A 19,355-nucleotide genomic window follows, 5' to 3' on the forward strand; every position below is an offset into this window, starting at 1 on the left:
GGTTCGAGGTGGAAGCGTAGCGATACGTGGAGCTGACGAATACTAATCGATCGAAGACTTAATCAAAATAATTGTTCATAAGGTAATGCTTGTGATAAATATACTTACTATCTAGTTTTGAATGTATAACATTCAACTATATTTTTGTTTGGTGACTATGGCAAAGAGGTCACACCTGTTCCCATGCCGAACACAGAAGTTAAGCTCTTTAGCGCCGATGGTAGTCGGACTTACGTTCCGCGAGAGTAGGACGTTGCCAAACAGAAATTAAACGCATAGGATGCGATGAGCCGAATTGAGACCCTTAGGTCTCTTTTTTTTTTATTTGAACCTAGGATTATTTAACAAAGGTGGTGCGTATCATGTTGGCTTATTTTGAAAATGTTGCACATATCGATGTGGATAAAATTGATTTACAACGTGGTTTTCGTCAAGGGTTATTGATGTTTTTGCCCTTACTCTATGGTTTAATTTTTAATGATTTTTCAAGTGCTTTATTAGCAACGATTGGTACTTTTGCGAGTATTTATGTTTTTAAAGGGACGTTCAATTCACGTCTGCGTTCTGTCACTTTCGCAGCGATTGGTTTGGTTGTGACAATGATGATCGGAACATTAACCTCTAGTACACCCTTACTTTTTGGCATCTTTCTTTTAATTGTGGCTGTTGTGCCTTTTTATATTTTTAATACTTTAAATATTCCTGGCCCATCTTCTACGTTTTTTATCATTGCCTATAGCTTGGCAAGTGTGATGCCTTTAGATCCACATGCTTTCTTATGGAGAGGTGCTATCGTCGGTATCGGCGGTCTTCTTGCAATCATATTCGTCCTCATCGAAATCAAAGTGGGGAAAGAACATCCTGAATTTACTGCTGTATCTAAGGAATTCAAGCAAATTCAAGACCTCATACACCATTTTAATGATCAAGTGACGTTTAATGCGCTGACAAAAATGACAGTGCAAACGTTAATTTCAACATCTGAAATTCTTCAAGCTTCAAGATCGGTAGTGAAAAGAAAATCTGTAGAAGTTCAACGTTTGTCATTACTTCATCGTGCTGCTGAAGGGCTGTATTCAGAGCTACTCGAATTGAATGCGAAAGGTCATCGTCCAATCCCCCCTATTATTGATGAAATGATGACAGCTATTGTGCATCGTATGACACAGGGAAAAACGTCAAATCAGATTTGGCGAAAAGAAGTCACTGTTTCTAATGAATTTGAGGAACTGGTAGACTTAATTTTCAAAGTGGATGAAGTGATAGATGCGCCTGATGAACAAGTTAGAAAGAATGTAAAAAGACAGTCTCCACAATATTTAAGAAGATTGCGTTATCATTTAACCCCTGAATCCATGCATTTCATTTCAACTGCGAAATATTCTCTTATTATGGGGATTGCAATCTTTGTTGCATTGATGTTTAACTTTGAACGGGCTTATTGGATTCCGTTAAGTGCGCACACTGTTCTACTTGGTGGTACGACGATTGCGAGTATCGAACGTGCAGGTGCGAGATGGATTGGGACACTTGTGGGTATTGGCATTGTCATTGGTTTTTTACTCTTAGATCCGAATATTGTCATGGTCGTGATTGCGCTCAGCTTAAGTGGTGCGATTACTGAAATTTTAGTGGGTGCCAACTATGCGCTTGCGATGTTATCCATTACGGTCCAAGTCATTTTATTAAGTGGTTTAGCGCAAGGATCGTTATCCCTCGCAATTGCTGTTCCGCGTTTATTAGATACGACAGTGGGTGTGGGACTTGCAGTGATTGGCGTGATGATGATTGGTAGACGTCTTGCTTCTAAACGTTTGCCAGAATTTATAGCGGAAGTGACACGTATTGAAGCGCGACTCTTCCATGCGTTGTTCTCGAATGTAGATTACAATGTTGATCATTTTCGTCAAAGGGAACGATTGAGACTGAAAATTAATATTGAGAATATGCAAGTGATGTATCGTTATGCGTATGGTGAATTGTTATCGAATAAGAAAAGAACGCAATATTTCTATCCTGCAATGTTTATTCTTGAACAAATGAGTTTTAAATTAATGCAAGTGATGGAAGATCGAAAGCGTATGTTAATGAGTGAAGAGGCGATGGGACAATATTTGGTCGTATTTGAAAATATTGCTAAATTGTTAGAACAAGGTCAACGTCCAGAAAAGGTTACGGTACTCCCCGAACTGAATTATTATGCGCAACTTCGCCGTTCATTGATGCAACTTCAAGAAATTGAGTTGTATGATTATCAAAATGTGAGAAATCCGCACTTATTAAAAGATTAATTACAAAAAAGACATGTACGACTGAATGAAATGTTCAGTTTGACATGTCTTTTTTATGTGTTCACTATTCTTCATTAAAACAAGCAATGAGCCTCTCCATATGTGTTTCTAAATCTTCTATAGGAATCCCGCCGAATCCCACAACAAAACGTGGCGCTTGATGTTCTTGATGGTAGACATACTGAGAAAGAGGTTTCATATCGATGTCAAAACGTTGTAATTGATTGAGACACGTTTGCTCTGACCAACCGTTTTTAATCGTGATAATTAAATGCATGCCTGTTTTTTCACCCGAAACGTCAAAAATAGCAGGATACTGTTGCAGTTGGTGTAAAATAATGTCACGCTTTTGGCGATAAATTTTTCTCATTCGATTAAGATGTCGCTCAAATTGGTTTGTCTCCATAAAAGCTGTCACCATGTACTGTGTATGACGTGGTACGGTACCCCCTTCAATATTTTTTGTCGTCTGATAATGGCGTAATAGCGCTTCAGGCAAAACGGCGTAAGCAATTCGAATCGTTGGTGAAATGGATTTTGAAAAGGTGCTGACGTAAATGACACTGCCTGTTTGATCTAAACTTTGAAGGGCTGGAATCGGTTTGCCTTCATAACGAAATTCTGAATCATAGTCGTCTTCAATAATATAACGATGCGGGTGTGCACTTGCCCATTTCAGTAAACGCATCCGCTTTTTGAGACTCATCGTCACACCTGTCGGGAATTGGTGACTCGGTGTAATGTAAACGACGTGATGAGGCCCATTTTCAACTGTATTGATCGCAATCCCATCTTTTTCAACGGGCACAAAATGAAAGGGGATATGCTTCCGTTTTAAAACTTGATGGACTTGAGGATAAATCGGGTCTTCCAACATTATTCCAGTTTGCTCGGGAAGTAAATCGGTAATAATAGACAGCAACTGTTCAGTGGACGATGCGACAATCACTTGTTCAGGTGAGGATTGTACCCCGCGACTATGGAATAAATAGCGACTGATTTGCGCGCGTAAGGCATAATCGCCTTGTTTATGGCCTGGTTCGACGAGATGAAACTGCAATTCTTCAAACGCTTCTTTCGCATATTTACGAAATTGTTCGAACGGGAAATGCGCCTGATCAATCATCCCTAAGTTAAAAGCATATGCCGGTTCAGGAGACGTGATATGTTGTGAGGGAAAGGACTCTAACGGCGTCTTTTTCGTCAATGGTAGTGTTTCGATATCACTGATAAAAAAGCCAGACTTTGGTTGACTATAAATATAACCTTCATCCACCAGTTGAGCATAAGCATTTTCGACGGTCGTTTGACTGACGGATAAATATTGACTGAGTTGTCGCTTAGAAGGTAACTTTTCACCCTCATGCATACTTCCGTTAATAATACTTTGTTTAATATTTTCGTATAACTGTATATAAATGGGCTGACCATCTCTTTTATTAATATGAAACATCAACATTTCCATGAAAACACCCCATCTGACCCTTTGATATTTTATAATTCTGACACTTTAAGCGGTTCAGATTATAGTATAAGCTACTTGTGTAAATATTAAAAGGAGGTTTCATCACCTATGTCGAAACAAGTCGGATCAGAACGTGTTAAACGAGGAATGGCAGAAATGCAAAAAGGCGGCGTCATTATGGACGTTGTGAATGCAGAACAAGCGAAAATTGCGGAAGAAGCAGGTGCGGTTGCAGTCATGGCACTTGAACGTGTCCCATCTGATATCCGTGCAGCAGGTGGCGTTGCGCGTGCATGTAACCCATCTATTGTAGAAGAAGTGATGAATGCCGTATCAATTCCTGTTATGGCAAAATGTCGTATCGGTCATATTACAGAAGCAAGAGTATTAGAAGCAATGGGTGTGGACTATATTGATGAGTCTGAAGTATTAACGCCTGCAGATGAAGTCTTCCACTTGAAAAAAGATGAATATACAGTCCCATTCGTCTGTGGTTGCCGTAACTTAGGTGAAGCAGCGCGTCGTATCGGTGAAGGTGCAGCGATGTTACGTACGAAAGGTGAGCCGGGTACAGGAAATATCGTGGAAGCTGTACGTCATATGCGTCAAGTGAATCAAGAAGTCAAACGTATTACTGTGATGAGCGATGATGAGTTAATGACAGAAGCGAAAAACTTAGGTGCACCATATGAAATCTTAAAAGACATTAAAAAGCATGGTCGTTTACCAGTTGTGAACTTTGCGGCAGGCGGCGTGGCAACACCTCAAGATGCGGCATTAATGATGGAATTAGGTGCTGATGGTGTATTCGTAGGTTCAGGTATTTTTAAATCTGAAGACCCAGAAATGTTTGCGAAAGCGATTGTTCAAGCGACAACACATTACCAAGACTATAAATTAATTGGTGAGTTAGCGAAGAAATTAGGTACAGCAATGAAAGGTTTAGACATTAATCAACTTTCATTAGAAGAACGTATGCAAGAGCGTGGTTGGTAAGATGAAAATCGGTGTATTAGCTTTGCAAGGTGCGGTGCGTGAACATATCCGCCATATCGAACTTGCGGGTCATGAAGGTGTCGCAATCAAAAAAGTTGAGCAATTGGCAGAGATTGACGGCTTAATTATCCCAGGTGGTGAGTCGACTACTTTACGCCGTCTCATGAATTTATATGGTTTTAAAGAAGCGTTACGTGAATCGCAATTACCGATGTTCGGAACGTGCGCGGGCTTGATTGTCCTTGCGAAAGATATTGCAGGTGAAGAAGGCTATCTTCAAAAGTTGGATATTACAGTTGAACGTAACTCATTCGGACGACAAGTGGATAGTTTCGAATCTGAATTACACATTAAAGGCATTGATCAACCGATTGAAGGGGTCTTTATTCGTGCACCTCATATTCAATCCACAGAAGCAGCAGTAGATGTCTTAGGGACAATTGATGACAAAATTATCGCTGTACAACAAGGACGATATTTAGGTGTATCTTTCCACCCAGAATTAACCGATGATTATCGCATGACGCAATACTTTATTGAACATGTGATGCAGCAGTAGAAATAGATAAAAGTAGGCTAGGACTTCAAATGGTCCTAGCCTACTTTTATCTTTAAAGCGCATCATGCGGCTTACAAGAAAAATCCTGCGATCGCTGCTGAAACGAATGATACAAGTGTTGCACCAAATAATAATTTTAATCCGAAACGTGCAACCATGTCGCCTTTTTCATCATTTAATGATTTGATGGCACCTGAGATGATACCGATTGAGCTGAAGTTAGCAAATGAGACTAAGAATACCGACACAATACCTAATGTACGTGGTGATAAACCAGATGCTTTGCCGAGTTCCGTCATGGCTACGAATTCGTTTGATAATAATTTTGTTGCCATAATCGAACCTGCATCAACCGCATCACTCCAAGGAATCCCTGTTAAGAATGCGAGTGGTGCAAAGATAAAGCCGATTAATGTTTGGAAGTTCCAGTCTAATGCACCGCCAGAAACGAGGCTCACGAGACCGCCCACAAGTCCGTTAAGTAACGAAATTAAAGCGATATAACCGATTAACATCGCACCTACGATCACTGCAACTTTAAATCCGTCTAAAATGTATTCCCCTAACATTTCAAAGAAGGATTGTTGTTTCTTTTCTTCTTCAATTAATAACTTGTCGTCTTCTTCATTAACTTTATATGGATTGATAATTGAAGCAATGATGAAACCACCAAATAAGTTTAAAACAACGGCAGTTACAACATATTTCGGTTCTACTAATGTAAAGTATGCCCCGATGATAGATGCTGAAACTGTTGACATTGCTGAAGCTGTCAATGTGTATAAGCGTTGTTTCGAAATGTAAGGTAATTGCTTTTTAAGTGAAATGAAAACTTCTGATTGGCCTAAAATCGCTGCTGCAACGGCATTGTACGATTCTAAACGACCCATCCCATTAATTTTTGAAATTAGGAAACCTAACACGTTAATAATCAATGGTAAAATTTTCGTATATTGCAAAATACCGATTAACGCTGAAATGAAAACGATAGGTAATAAAACGTTTAAGAAGAATGACATCGCACCTTCATTCGCTAAACCACCGAATACGAAATCCACACCAACGCCCGCTTGTTTGAGCAAGTAGCCGAATCCATTGGCAATACCGCCAACAATCGTAATCCCAATGTTCGTTTTAAGTAAGAAGAACGCTAAGATGACTTGAATGGCTAACATGATGCCAATGTATTTCCAGCGTACATTCTTTTTGTCAGAACTTGCAATTAAAGCGAGGGCTAAGAAAACACCTATCCCAATAACCCCAATTAAAATATGCATGCGTGTTCCACCTCAATTTTTCTGATTAATTTTTTACTAAGACTATCATACAACAAAAATGTAAGCAGTAACATAACTATTTATGAAAATTAAAGTCAAATTGGTTGAAAAAGGTCAAAGTGGGTTCTATAATATAGTCAAAGATGGTCAAAAGGGGTGATACCATGCATAATATGTCTGACATCATAGAACAGTACATCAAGCAATTGTTTGAAGAGGCACAAGATGATGTTGTTGAAATTCAACGTGCCAATATTGCACAACGTTTTGATTGTGTACCATCTCAATTGAATTATGTGATTAAGACGCGTTTTACGAATGAACACGGTTATGAAATAGAAAGTAAACGCGGCGGTGGTGGTTATATTCGAATCACAAAAGTTGAAACGAAAGACCAAAACAATTACATTAAACGTTTAATGGAGTTGATTGGTCCGGCCCTTTCTCAACAACAAGCTTTGTATATTATTGATGGCTTGCGTGAAAACCAATTAATTACGGACCGAGAAGCAAAAATGATTGCGGCAGTCGTGGACCGGGAAACATTAAAAATGGATGTCGCGTCGAGAGATATTATCCGTGCGAATATTTTAAAACGGTTACTTCCCGTGATTAATTATTATTAGAAGGGTGATGTGCAATGAAAATCGATAAACATGAACTTGATAAACAGCAAAACAAGCACCTTGAACTTCATTCTGTTCAAGCTTACGATCAATCAGGTTATGGCCAATCTGATGAACAATGGCATGAAGGTGATGATGTTGAAGGCACATTCGTCATCCAACAAATTTTGCAACATTTGGCAGCAAAACATGGTCTGAATGTGGATCAAGTTGTTTATCGAGAGCAAAAGCGCTGTCCGAACTGTCAAATGACGTTGAAGGATATTGCACATGTCGGTAAATTCGGCTGCGCGCAATGTTACCAAACGTTTAAAGAAGACGTGTATGACATTGTGAGACGTGTCCAAGGTGGTCATATCGAACATTCAGGCAAATGTCCGAAGTCATCACAGCATAAACGCGCGCTGAAAAAGCAACTGGAAGAAAAACGTGCCCGCCTTGAATTATTAGTCGCGCAACAAGCTTTTGAAGAAGCGGCCATTGTCCGTGATGAAATTCAAGCACTTGAGCAACAAAGCGAGGTGTCCCAACAAGATGATGCATAATTTAGATCAACATATGAGTGAATGGATGAAAAAGGTCAATGCACAACCGGTGATCATGTCATCGCGTATTCGTTTAGCACGAAATCTTGAAAATTATGTGCATCCGCTTATGTTTCCATCCGAGTCTGAGGGACATCGCGTGATTAACGAAGTGCAAGATGTATTAACAGATTTAAAAGTACTCCGCTTAGATGAACTCGACCAATTGAGTAAGTATAAGCTAGTAGCCAAACACTTAATCAGTCCTGAGCTCACGAAACAACCAGCCTCTGCGGTATTGTTGAATGAAGATGAATCGGTCAGTGTGATGGTGAATGAAGAGGATCATATTCGTATTCAAGCGATGGGAAATGATTTGTCATTAAATGAACTTTATCAAAAAGCATCAGAAATCGATGATGTATTAGATCGCGCATTGCAAATCAGTTATGATGAACAACTCGGTTATTTGACGACTTGTCCAACGAATGTCGGTACAGGGATGCGTGCAAGTGTGATGTTGCATTTGCCGGGTTTATCGATTATGAAGCGGATGAATCGCATTGCGCAGACGATTAACCGTTTTGGCTTTACGATTCGCGGGATTTATGGTGAAGGGTCGCAAGTGTACGGCCATATTTATCAAGTTTCCAATCAATTGACATTGGGAAAAAGTGAGCAAGAAATTATTGATGCTTTAACAGAATTAGTGGACCAAATTATTCACGAAGAGTTAGCTTTACGCGATCGTTTGAATCAACACAATCATACTGAGACATTAGATAGAATTTATCGTTCTTTGGGTATATTGAAGTATAGTCGTTTAATTTCGGTGGAAGAAGCGTCCTATCGTTTAAGTGATATTAAGTTGGGCGTCGATTTAGGTATTTTAGAAATGGAAGATTTTCGATTTAATGAATTAATGGTTGCGATACAATCACCGTTTTTAATAGATGATACAGATGAACAATCTATTGAAGCAAAAAGAGCAGAGATTTTAAGAACATATATATAAATAGGAGGTTGGCATATGTTATTTGGAAGATTAACAGAACGCGCGCAACGTGTACTCGCGCATGCACAAGAAGAAGCAATCCGTTTAAACCATTCGAATATTGGGACGGAACATTTATTACTCGGGTTAATGAAAGAACCTGAAGGCATTGCAGCAAAAGTATTAGAAAGCTTCGACATTACTGAAGAAAAAGTGATTGAAGAAGTTGAAAAACTCATCGGTCACGGTCAAGAGCAAATGGGTGCTTTACATTACACACCACGTGCGAAAAAAGTGATCGAACTGTCTATGGACGAAGCGCGTAAGTTACAACACAATTTCGTTGGAACAGAGCATATTTTACTTGGCCTCATCCGTGAAAATGAAGGTGTGGCAGCGCGTGTATTTGCGAATTTAGACTTGAATATTACAAAAGCACGTGCCCAAGTGGTGAAAGCGTTAGGTAGCCCAGAAATGTCTAACAAAAATGCACAATCTGCAAAATCAAATCATACGCCAACATTAGACGGGCTAGCGCGTGATTTAACAGTGATTGCGAAAGACGGCACATTGGATCCAGTTGTTGGACGTAACAAAGAAATTACGCGTGTGATTGAAGTGTTGAGCCGTCGTACGAAAAACAACCCGGTATTAATCGGTGAACCAGGTGTCGGTAAAACGGCAATTGCTGAAGGTTTAGCGCAAGCGATTGTGAACAACGAAGTACCAGAAACGTTGAAAGGCAAACGTGTCATGTCATTAGATATGGGTACGGTTGTCGCTGGTACGAAATATCGTGGTGAATTTGAAGAACGTTTGAAAAAAGTGATGGAAGAAATTCATCAGGCAGGTAATGTCATTCTGTTCATCGACGAAATGCATACGCTCATTGGTGCAGGTGGTGCAGAAGGTGCGATTGACGCGTCTAACATTTTAAAACCCGCGCTTGCACGTGGCGAATTACAATGTATCGGTGCGACAACGTTAGACGAATACCGTAAGCATATCGAAAAAGATGCGGCACTTGAGCGTCGTTTCCAACCTGTTCAAGTGGATGAGCCAAGTGTAGAAGATACCATTGCAATCTTAAAAGGCTTACGTGACCGTTATGAAGCGCACCACAGAATTAACATTTCTGATGAAGCAGTAGAAGCAGCGGCAAAATTAAGTGACCGTTACGTACAAGACCGTTTCTTACCGGATAAAGCGATTGACTTGATTGATGAAGCAAGTTCAAAAGTGCGTTTGAAGAGCCATACAACACCAACGAACTTAAAAGAAATTGAACAACAAATCGAGCAAGTGAAAAAAGAAAAAGATGCAGCGGTTCATGCACAAGAATTCGAAAATGCTGCCAACTTACGCGATAAACAAACAAAACTTGAAAAGCAATATGAAGAAGCGAAAAATGAATGGAAAAATCATCAAGGTGGTCAACATACGACGCTTGTTGCTGAAGACATTGCAGAAGTCATTGCAGGTTGGACAGGTATTCCGTTAACACGTTTGAATGAAACTGAGTCTGAGCGTTTACTCAACTTAGAAGACACATTGCATGAACGTGTCATCGGACAAAATGATGCTGTTACAGCCATTTCTAAAGCCGTGCGTCGTGCGCGTGCAGGCTTGAAAAATCCGAAACGTCCAATCGGTAGCTTCATCTTCTTAGGACCAACAGGTGTCGGTAAAACAGAACTTGCCCGTGCGTTAGCAGAAGCGATGTTCGGTGAAGAAGATGCGATGATTCGTGTCGACATGAGTGAGTTCATGGAGAAACATGCAGTGAGCCGTCTTGTTGGGGCGCCTCCTGGATATGTAGGTCACGATGATGGCGGTCAATTGACTGAAAAAGTACGTCGTAAACCTTACTCTGTCATCTTATTTGATGAGATTGAAAAAGCACATCCAGATGTCTTTAACATTCTTTTACAAGTGTTAGATGATGGTCATTTAACAGATACAAAAGGCCGTCGTGTTGATTTCAGAAATACAGTGATTATTATGACATCAAACGTCGGTGCACAAGAACTTCAAGACCAACGTTTTGCTGGTTTCGGTGGTAGCGTAGAAGGTCAAGACTACGAAACAATTCGCAAAACAATGATGAAAGAATTGAAAAATGCATTCCGTCCTGAATTCTTGAACCGTGTAGATGATACGATTGTCTTCCATAAACTCAATAAAGATGAATTGAAAGAAATCGTAACAATGATGGTCGGTAAATTAACAGGTCGTTTATCTGAACAAAACATTAATGTCCGTGTGACAGAAGCGGCGAAAGATAAAATTGCCGAAGAAGGTTATGATCCAGAGTACGGTGCACGTCCATTGATTCGTGCGATCCAAAAAACTGTGGAAGATAACTTGAGTGAATTGATTTTGGAAGGTAAAGAGTTAGAAGGTAAAAATGTCACTGTTGATTATGACGGTGAAACATTCCAATATGACATTCATGACCGTGAAGCGGAAGAAGAAGCAGAAGTAACAGAATCATAGAAAACCCATTAAAGCAGTGGTGGTGTACTCTTTTTGAGACACCGTCACTGCTTTTTTAATGGAATCAAACCATTGATAAGGTTTTTAAATGCGCGCAATTGCTATCATAGACTCACCTTAATTTGGTTTGGTTGAGGTGCTCACGTGAAGAAAGTCGAATTGGATTTTCGAGAGCAATACAGAAACATGTGCAACAAAGATTTCGTTATATTGCCCTCGCAAGGCTAACTGTGGAATGGGACATTAAGTCATCTCAACCCATATCCTTATTGACCGACTTATATCCATTATTGATGATAAAATCGCCGAAAAATAAGGGTGAATTGGACATCTCAATTGGATGTTATGGGTTGTTTTTATTACAAAAACTTGCCCTAAGTGACTGCATTTGATATAAGATTGCCAGAAGGCTGAGACTCCTGAGAGATCAGCTGGTCCGGAAAATCCACTAACGCCTCAACAAATGTAACAGTTTAATCAAGCGTTAGTTAGTTGAAGGACCAGCCTCTAGGAACGCGAAGCCATGAAGGCAATCAAAAACACAATTCATAGCGAAAGGGCAAGTTAAACAACATAATGCGTCAATAGTGCCAAAAGACCAAAGTGCACACGAGATGTTGTCTTGTTTCTAAATAAAGTTAATCAATCATTACACAATTCTTAACAAATGATTAATATTGCAATTTAAGGTGCATAATACATTGTTTTTTCAGTAAAGTAGGAGTATTATAAAAATATAAAGATAATGAAATGAGGCGTTATCTTATGAAATTCAAAGAAAATAAAAAAGCATTTATTATTTTAGGCGCCTTGATTGTTGGATTGTTATACAGTTTCCTTTTTGTTTTTTAAATTTTGAAAAGGGGTGGTTACAATGTTAGCAAACGAATTACAAATCAAAAAATTGAATACTGAAGACTTTTTATCAAGTGAACAAATGAACTGGACAGTAACACTTTGTTGTTGCCCTTGTTGCTGTTGTTGTTAAAGTATAGGTTTTAAAGGAATTGAAGTTAATCATCACTTCAATTCCTTTTTTTAAAAATGGGAGGAACACATCATGAGAACGAACATCGATTACGTTTTTAAAGATAAAAAGATATACATCAAAAATGATGAACAGATTTATGAATTGAGCGGCATCTCTCGAGAGACCTTTATGAAAATATGGGACGAGATCAAGGAAGGCTATCTCCATTGCGATGAACAAGATGTGGTGAAGAAAAAAATAATAGAATTTCTCAAAACGATTCACGCATTTGAAAATGTCCATGACACCGCATCCTTTTTAGCGATGATCGGACTGAAAATGGAACAACAACCGATGGAGAAACATGTCATTGGCATTTGCGGAGATGCTGATTTAGTTGAACAGTATATTCAAAGTATACCTTCACAAAATATAGTGAATTTAAATGAAAAAGCGACGGATGATTACGATATTGGATTAATTGTAGTAAGAAAATTCAACAGAAAAAGTATCAAACACTATAATGAAATGATGTTTCACAAAGGAATTCCCTACAATAGCATCACGTTTGACAATGTTTCTTTCGAGATCACTTATACCATCCCCAAAGAAACAAGCTGTTTGAATTGCAAGCGATTACGAGAAACTGAAAATAATGTTTATGGCGATGTTTTTTCACTATTTAATGACTCATCTCATACAAGTAAAGAATATGTACCAGAAGAAACCATTCAATTGGCATACAGTTTTGTGAAAGTACACATGTTAAAAGAAGCGATGCAAATGAATGGATTGAGTGTTGAAAATGAACTGATTCAAACTGTGTATGCCTATTCTCTATTAAATGATGGATGGCGTACACACAATTTATTCAAGCACCCCCAATGTGAGTTGTGTTTCCCTCCAACAGTCAACAGACAGATTTTTGAGGTGAGCCTATGACAGTGAAATTAAATGCACAAGCTTTTGTTGACGAAAAATATGGCATTATCAAGAACATATATGACTTGCCGACGTATTACGGGCTGCCTAGAGTTTATGTGAAAATGGCCTTTGGGGGTCAGTATAATACGGCAGGTTTTAATGCAAGTGGTGCTGGAATCACAGAAGCGCAGGCTGAAAATTCGGCAGTAGGTGAGTATATCGAGCGCTATTCTTGCTTGCACCCGAATCGTGTCACGTCAGTCAGTGAAGAGATAGAAAAAATCGACCCACAAACCATCAATCCGTCTGCCAGTGCATACCTGGATGATTATCAGTGGATTCACGGCTATGACTTGATTCAAAAAAGAACGGTTGCGCTCCCATTAGATGCGGTGTACCTCACTTATAGAAGTAATGGGACGCAAAGTTGGATGACGACAGCGACTGGTGCGGCATGTGGTCCGAACTTAAAAGCATGTTTCTGGAAAGGTGTTGCAGAAATTTTTGAAAGAGATGCCTTCCAATATGTTTGGAGAAGACAACTGGCCTGTGAGGAAATCGGTATCCATGATCATAGCGAATTAAGCCGTTATTTTGAACGTTATATCCAGTCTGAAAATATTCAGTTTAAGCTCTATAAATTGGATATGGATTGGGATGTGCCGGCTGTTTTTGGCGTTGCTATTTTCCAGAATCAAGGATGTGTCGTCGCAGCAAGTGTGAGACCGACATGGATTGAGGCTTGTAAAAAAACTTTGTTGGAACTTGCCCAAAGTATTGTCGGATATGCTGCCATTATTTTTAATGAATCAGAAAACATTGAGATTGATAGTTATGATGATGTGAAAGAATATCAGGACCATTCTCTGTTGTATTTCAATGATAATATGGTGCAACATTTGTCATTTCTTGATGGTTATCAGCAGATTTTCAGAATTCCTGAAAACGAGACACAACCCAATGACGATGAGGCGATGGCGTTATTTATAGAAAAAATACAATCTATCGGTAAGGAAGTCTACTTTGTCGATGTGACGTCTGAAGAGATAAAAAATACGGATTGGAAAGTAGGTAAAACGATTATACCTGGCATGCTGGATATCGAGCCGCATTTTATTAAACATTTGAAAAGTCAACGTCTCGATGAAGCGGATGCACATCTGATTCAAATGAAAAAGAGACAGCCCCATGAGCTGCAAAATAGTCAACCGGTTGTCCCACATCCATTCCCATAAAAATTATAAGGAGTATGCCATGGAAAATTTTAAATCTATGATGATGAGTAATGAATATGCGCATCGATTAAGTTCAAAATGTGTATTGAGTCAGACGTATCATCAAAACACGAAGCATAGTCATCAGTATTTGATGCGAAATATGTATCAATCTAGAGTGTTGTTAAATAGTCCTAATTTTCTTAAAGCCACTCAAAAACCAGAACGCTATTTTCCAACACAACAACGGTTCAGATTGAATGCACATTCGACCTGTTTGTTAACGGAATACTTAGATAAGAGACGATCACAAGTACTTAACCCAGATAAAGATGCGTTTATTGATTTAAATGTCATTTCAGATTTGTTTTGGGCGGCTTATGGACAAAATAGTCAAAATAAGCGGGTCGTACCGTCAGCGGGCGCGTTATACCCGTTAGAGATATATGGCATTGTCTTTAATGATTACGAAAATTTAAAAAAAGGGCTGTATCATTACAATCCTTCGACACACGCGCTCAGTTTACTAGATAATCGTGCACATGTTTTTGATATTTCCAAGTATATTTTGCGGTATCAAAATATGGAGCATCCTTCCATTATATTTTTTATTACAGCCGTTTTTTCAAGAGCCACTTTTAAGTATGACGACAGAGCATACAGATACATTTTGCTAGAAGCAGGCGCTGTGGCTCAAAATATTGCGCTTATGGCGACACATTATAATTTAGTGAGTACGTCTATTGGCGGAACGGACGACTTTAAAGTAGAAGAAATGCTAAAAATTGACGGTCATCATGAGAGTATCGTGGACTGTGTATTTATTACAAAAGATAGAGAGGCGGTTTTATGATGAAGGAAATCATGTATTTTAAAAGAGAAACTGAAGTAAAGGGAATCGCGTTGTTTCTTCGACCAGCTGAACCAATGAACAGTGAATTCGCGCATGTTCTGGAACATGTTTTAACGACAAGATTGAAAAACGACAATTTTCATATTATCAATGCACATGCGACTGAAGATTACATCAAAATCACGTTGGAACACCACTTTGATATCCATCGCTTTAAGCCAATGGAATATTTATATGCATTGAATCAACAAGAATTGAATAGAGCGTTGAGTGAGATTAAACAAGAGCAATCCCTTGAAAATAAGGAAATCAAAACACTTATGCATCAAATAAGAGGGGAACAGGATACAACAGCGGACCAAAGTTTGGCACATTACAACGCAGTGCTGCAACATACAAAGGACACGTTCTCTTTCATCCTCATCAATAATGAGCTACAAAGCGACGAGAGATATGATGGTTTTTCAAAAAATGAAATGCGTGAAAACGAGAAACAGCAGCTGATTGCGAACAGTGGCACGCTATCACACAATAAAGTGGAATTTTTCTATAAATACGTGAACATACCAGTGCATACAATCCAAAAAGCATCTACCATTTATTACATTCAAAAATTAATCGATTTCATGAATAAGAAATTGGCAAGCTTAAGAAGTGAAGGTATCTATTACAGTATTGCATTTCCTCTATACAGTAGAAATCAAATTGAACTGTTTATATTGATTTCTTTTACTCAAGACGTGAAGCGCGATTTTAATTTAGAAATTGAAAAAATGTTATCGGCATATGATATTCATCATTTGATTGATATTAATGACGGAGAAAAAGTATATCCATACAAAGAGAATCTATCAGTGATTTATCTTTCTCCTAAATTTTTACTGAATTCCGTCCCTCCAGTAACAGAAGAATCTATTGAAATCACGCAACAAATCATTGAAAAGATGAGCCAATAAGGAGTTCGAATATGATGCAAAATATTTTTGAGATGAACCATGTGAGTCGCCATTTTGGAAAAAACAAAGTGTTAGATGATGTTGATTTTTCGGTAAAAAAAGGCGAGATTGTGGGACTTTTAGGGTTGAATGGCCAAGGTAAATCCACGCTCATCAAAATTTTGCTTGGTATTCTTAAGCAAAGTTCAGGGACAGTAACGAGAAATATTGAATTCAAACAACGATGCGGTGTCGTGTTACAAGAAGTGGCCATGCCTGAAAAAATGAAAGTGAAGGAATGGTTGGAACTATTGAAAAATGACGCGATGTATCCACAAGACCCGGATGACGTATTAAAAGAAGTCGATTTAGTTAATGTCAAAAATCAATATTGCACACGTTTATCAGGAGGACAAAAGAGACGATTACAATATGCTGCAGCTTTAATGAATAGTCCTGAATTTTTAGTGCTTGATGAACCTACGATAGGGATGGATGTTGCTTCAAAAGAGTTGTTTTGGGCGCATATGCGTTCGGAAGCTGAAGCAGAAAAAATAAGCGTGTTGTTGATTAGCCATGATTTAGAGGAAATAGCAGCATTCGCAACAAGAATTGTGATGCTTCATGAAGGTCAAATGGTGTTGAATGAGGAGGCACGCCATTTATTCAATGCTTCAGACCATAAAGGTGACAAATTGAAGAAAATTTTTAAGGAGAAAGTTGGATATGAAAAAAGCTAACTCATTTCTATACTTAACGCGATTAAACACGCAAAGAATATTTAGAGACTTCAAGTACGTCTTATTAATCATCGCATTACCCATGTTTTTTTATATCATCTATTCTGAAATTTTCCCACAAAATGCAGCTGTCAATGGTATCAGTTGGAAGGAATATTCGCTTATTCCACTCATCTGTTTTGGCATAATGGGGAACGCGATTAATCTATTAGGGACAAAGGTAGCGAATGAGAAAAGTGATAACTGGTATGCCTATCTGAAGGTGTCTGTGATCAATCCGAATGCGTATATGATGAGTTACTTATTTTCATATTTTCTCATCTCTTTCATCTTTTCTGTCGCCATGATTTTGTTAGGCTACTTTTATAACGACATTCATATCGCTTTCTATAAGCTTGCAGAAATCGTGATATTGTTGAATGTTTTCAGTTTTGCATTTTTGTTTTTAGCATTAATCATTGGCCAACTCGGTTCTGCCGCGCAACCCATAGGAACCATTGTATATTTACTGTTATCATTTCTAGGCGGATTATGGATTCCTGTTGATGCCATGCCGAAAAAAATGCAAACGTTTGCTGAAATCTTACCTTCGTATCGATATGGACATATTGGTTGGAGTATTTTAAGCGAGGGACGTATTCATATTGTGGACGTTGTGTATTTAATAGGTTACGCCATACTGTTCTTCATCATCTTTTTAGTGCTATCGAGGGTAAATGGTAAAAATCAATAAACGATTTAATGGCACGGGTGAAGCAGATTGGCTGCAATGTCCCGATGCTGTATTTAAAATAGGCACCAAAAATAGACGGTTACAAATGTTGTATAGCCTTTGCTATGTCAGATGTAACCGTCTTTTGTTTGGCTTTAGAGAGGAAAGTGCGTGCGCTATAGTTTATGACTACGTATGAGCGGGTTTTTGAGCTTTATTTTTCTTGCTTTGAGTTGCATAGGCTACATTTTTTCGAATTTGTTGTATATTATTTATAATTGGAAAGTGTGATTCTATGAGTGCGTCGATTTGAAGCACTTCAATGACAAAAGGCAACATTTGTCATAAATCTTTTTCAAGTATAAAATAAGGTGTGTTAAATGTAGAGACGGAGGTGTCTGAGTGGCAAAAACGAAAACAATTTTTGAATGTACGGCCTGTGGTTACCAATCACCTAAATGGATGGGAAAATGTCCGAACTGTGGTGCTTGGAATTCAATGGAAGAATCTTTTGAACAAAAAACTGCGAGTCCTAAACACGGTGTAAGAGCGCAAAATACGAGTTCGGCAAAAGTACAAAAGTTGAATGAAATTAAACAAGAACTTGCGCCTCGTATCCAAACAAATAGTGGTGAGTTGAACCGTGTGCTCGGTGGCGGTATTGTAGAAGGGTCACTCGTACTGATTGGTGGAGATCCAGGGATAGGGAAGTCGACATTGTTGCTACAAATGTGTGCGGCATTATCTCAAGAAAAAAAGGTGCTCTATATCACTGGGGAAGAATCGCTCAATCAAACAAAAATTAGAGCGGACCGTTTGGATGAAGATGCGAGCCAATTGAATGTGTTTGCAGAAACGGATTTAATGGTGATTCATGAAGTGGTGAAAAAGGTAGCGCCTGATTTGATTGTAGTGGACTCTATTCAAACGATTTATCACCCGGAAATTAGTTCGGCGCCTGGCTCTGTGTCGCAAGTTCGTGAAAGTACGCAAAGTTTGATGCATATCGCCAAGCAAATGAATGTTGCGACGTTTATCGTAGGTCATGTGACGAAAGAAGGCCAAATTGCAGGACCGCGTTTACTTGAACATATGGTGGATACAGTGTTGTATTTCGAAGGCGATGAACATCATGCGTATCGTATTTTAAGAGCGGTGAAAAACCGATTTGGCTCTACGAATGAAATGGGCATTTTCGAAATGAAGCAGTCAGGTTTAAAAAGTGTGCTCAATCCGTCAGAAATGTTTTTAGAAGAACGGACGACAAATGTTGCAGGTTCGACGATTGTCGCAACAATGGAAGGCACACGATCTCTGTTGATTGAAGTACAAGCGCTTGTGACACCGACGACGTTCAATAATCCAAGACGTATGGCGACAGGTATTGATCATAATCGCCTCAGTTTGTTGATGGCAGTGTTAGAGAAAAAAGAAGGCTATTTATTGCAACAACAAGATGCCTACATTAAAGTTGCAGGGGGCGTAAGGTTGTCTGAACCAGCAGTAGACTTAGGTATTGTCATTGCTACAGCTTCTAGTTTTAAAGACCAAGCCGTCGATGGCCTCGATTGTTATATTGGTGAGGTGGGCTTGACTGGTGAGGTCCGTCGTGTTTCAAGAATTGAGCAACGTGTGCAAGAAGCAGCAAAACTAGGCTTCAAGCGTGTGATTATCCCTAAAAACAATATAGGTGGATGGCAATTTCCAGAAGGTATTGAAGTGATAGGTGTGACTTCTGTAAATGAAGCATTGAAATACGCATTAAAAAAATAGAAAGGA

General features: G+C 38.8%; 16 protein-coding genes and 1 rRNA gene. 15 read left to right on the top strand and 2 right to left on the bottom strand.

Features of this window, described 5'->3' with window-relative positions:
* The first annotated feature begins 147 nt into the window (after positions 1-147).
* Together rrf and CD138_RS10070 are read left to right on the top strand one after the other, a co-directional pair.
* Positions 148-262: ribosomal RNA gene (rrf, locus tag CD138_RS10065) — 5S ribosomal RNA — on the top strand.
* Between the two features lie 100 nt (positions 263-362).
* A complete protein-coding gene (locus tag CD138_RS10070; protein WP_019169096.1) occupies positions 363-2,291 on the top strand; it encodes an FUSC family protein in 1,929 nt (642 codons plus the stop codon).
* Positions 2,292-2,355: 64 nt separating this feature from the next.
* Here CD138_RS10070 and pdxR read toward each other — a convergent pair whose 3' ends face one another.
* Positions 2,356-3,756 (bottom strand): MocR-like pyridoxine biosynthesis transcription factor PdxR, encoded by a 1,401-nt coding sequence (gene pdxR / locus CD138_RS10075; protein WP_019169095.1) that lies wholly within the window; start codon positions 3,754-3,756, stop codon positions 2,356-2,358.
* Positions 3,757-3,864: 108 nt separating this feature from the next.
* On the opposite strand from pdxR, the gene pdxS reads away from it, so the two are divergent.
* Together pdxS and pdxT are read left to right on the top strand one after the other, a co-directional pair.
* Positions 3,865-4,752, top strand: coding sequence for a pyridoxal 5'-phosphate synthase lyase subunit PdxS (gene pdxS, locus CD138_RS10080; RefSeq protein WP_019169094.1), 888 nt, complete (start codon positions 3,865-3,867; stop codon positions 4,750-4,752).
* A 1-nt stretch (position 4,753) separates the two neighbouring features.
* Positions 4,754-5,311 (top strand): pyridoxal 5'-phosphate synthase glutaminase subunit PdxT, encoded by a 558-nt coding sequence (gene pdxT, locus CD138_RS10085; protein WP_019169093.1) that lies wholly within the window; start codon positions 4,754-4,756, stop codon positions 5,309-5,311.
* 71 nt (positions 5,312-5,382) lie between these two features.
* On the opposite strand, the gene CD138_RS10090 is transcribed toward pdxT, so the two are convergent.
* Positions 5,383-6,588, bottom strand: coding sequence for a NupC/NupG family nucleoside CNT transporter (locus CD138_RS10090; protein ID WP_019169092.1), 1,206 nt, complete (start codon positions 6,586-6,588; stop codon positions 5,383-5,385).
* Between the two features lie 164 nt (positions 6,589-6,752).
* On the opposite strand from CD138_RS10090, the gene CD138_RS10095 reads away from it, so the two are divergent.
* From CD138_RS10095 to radA, 11 genes are all read left to right on the top strand, one after another.
* Complete coding sequence (locus tag CD138_RS10095; RefSeq protein ID WP_014614779.1) at positions 6,753-7,214, top strand: CtsR family transcriptional regulator; 462 nt, start codon at positions 6,753-6,755, stop codon at positions 7,212-7,214.
* Positions 7,215-7,228: 14 nt separating this feature from the next.
* Entirely contained in the window at positions 7,229-7,759 is a 531-nt protein-coding gene (locus CD138_RS10100; protein ID WP_019169091.1) for a UvrB/UvrC motif-containing protein, read from the top strand.
* Entirely contained in the window at positions 7,749-8,753 is a 1,005-nt protein-coding gene (locus CD138_RS10105) for a protein arginine kinase (protein ID WP_019169090.1), read from the top strand. The genes CD138_RS10100 and CD138_RS10105 overlap by 11 nt, the downstream gene beginning before the upstream one ends.
* Positions 8,754-8,768: 15 nt before the next feature.
* Positions 8,769-11,228 (top strand): ATP-dependent Clp protease ATP-binding subunit, encoded by a 2,460-nt coding sequence (locus CD138_RS10110; RefSeq protein WP_019169089.1) that lies wholly within the window; start codon positions 8,769-8,771, stop codon positions 11,226-11,228.
* A 1,060-nt stretch (positions 11,229-12,288) separates the two neighbouring features.
* Entirely contained in the window at positions 12,289-13,140 is an 852-nt protein-coding gene (locus tag CD138_RS10115; protein ID WP_019169088.1) for a hypothetical protein, read from the top strand.
* Positions 13,137-14,357: a YcaO-like family protein gene (locus CD138_RS10120; protein ID WP_019169087.1), complete on the top strand. Its 1,221-nt coding sequence runs from the start codon at positions 13,137-13,139 to the stop codon at positions 14,355-14,357. The genes CD138_RS10115 and CD138_RS10120 overlap by 4 nt, the downstream gene beginning before the upstream one ends.
* A gap of 19 nt (positions 14,358-14,376) precedes the next feature.
* Positions 14,377-15,189 (top strand): SagB family peptide dehydrogenase, encoded by an 813-nt coding sequence (locus tag CD138_RS10125; RefSeq protein ID WP_019169086.1) that lies wholly within the window; start codon positions 14,377-14,379, stop codon positions 15,187-15,189.
* On the top strand, positions 15,186-16,145 hold the full coding sequence (locus CD138_RS10130; protein ID WP_019169085.1) for a hypothetical protein: 960 nt from the start codon (positions 15,186-15,188) through the stop codon (positions 16,143-16,145). The genes CD138_RS10125 and CD138_RS10130 overlap by 4 nt, the downstream gene beginning before the upstream one ends.
* An 11-nt stretch (positions 16,146-16,156) precedes the next feature.
* On the top strand, positions 16,157-16,864 hold the full coding sequence (locus CD138_RS10135; protein WP_019169084.1) for an ABC transporter ATP-binding protein: 708 nt from the start codon (positions 16,157-16,159) through the stop codon (positions 16,862-16,864).
* Positions 16,851-17,597, top strand: a complete 747-nt coding sequence (locus tag CD138_RS10140; RefSeq protein WP_019169083.1) for an ABC transporter permease — start codon at positions 16,851-16,853, stop codon at positions 17,595-17,597. Before CD138_RS10135 ends, CD138_RS10140 begins: the two co-directional genes overlap by 14 nt.
* A gap of 381 nt (positions 17,598-17,978) precedes the next feature.
* Positions 17,979-19,349: a DNA repair protein RadA gene (gene radA, locus CD138_RS10145; RefSeq protein WP_019169081.1), complete on the top strand. Its 1,371-nt coding sequence runs from the start codon at positions 17,979-17,981 to the stop codon at positions 19,347-19,349.
* Positions 19,350-19,355: the final 6 nt, after the last annotated feature.

The organism is Staphylococcus intermedius NCTC 11048 (assembly GCF_002902385.1).
In the GTDB taxonomy this organism is placed as follows: Bacteria; Bacillota; Bacilli; order Staphylococcales; family Staphylococcaceae; genus Staphylococcus; species Staphylococcus intermedius.